Annotated in this window: 1 protein-coding gene; it reads left to right on the plus strand. The window is 55.6% G+C overall.

Annotation, left to right across the window (positions count from 1 at the left end):
* The first annotated feature begins 224 nt into the window (after positions 1–224).
* Positions 225–395 (plus strand): hypothetical protein, encoded by a 171-nt coding sequence (locus tag FLO80_RS22970; protein WP_188078414.1) that lies wholly within the window; start codon positions 225–227, stop codon positions 393–395.
* The last annotated feature ends 24 nt before the right edge of the window (positions 396–419 follow it).

The following is a 419-nucleotide window of genomic DNA, read 5'->3' on the forward strand; positions in this document are numbered from 1 at the left end:
TTGAGGGGGGACACCTCAATACTATCAGTATAACACAGATGTGTTTAAATGTAAATATGTTGTGTAAATTTTACTCACTTTAAGCGCGATTTTACTCAAAAACCTGCATTCCGTCCCGGACAGGCTGGCCGCGCTGAAGGAGCTGCGGCGCGTGCTAAGGCCTGGGCAATTGCCTGAACGGTCGGTCGCTCCGCTTCCAACACGTATAGAATGTTGTCCTGGCCATGGCTTGGAACAAGGAAAATCGCGGCGTCAACGCGCTGAAAGACCCGGAAAAGGCCCGCGCCCTCGCCGCCCTCCTGCGTCGGGCCGTCACCCGCGAAGTCGATCAAAAAGAGCTGGTCGGGTTGCTGGAAGAACTGGATGGCGTCGCTGCGAAGGCGGAACGTCCATGAGCGTCAAAGACCCCTTCCAGCAGC

The organism is Aquicoccus porphyridii (assembly GCF_008369105.1).
Taxonomy (GTDB): Bacteria; Pseudomonadota; Alphaproteobacteria; order Rhodobacterales; family Rhodobacteraceae; genus Aquicoccus; species Aquicoccus porphyridii.

Bases quoted from the DNA above. Each gene is read 5' to 3' on its own strand.
- FLO80_RS22970 (WP_188078414.1), top strand. From the start codon at position 225: ATGGCTTGGAACAAGGAAAATCGCGGCGTCAACGCGCTGAAAGACCCG.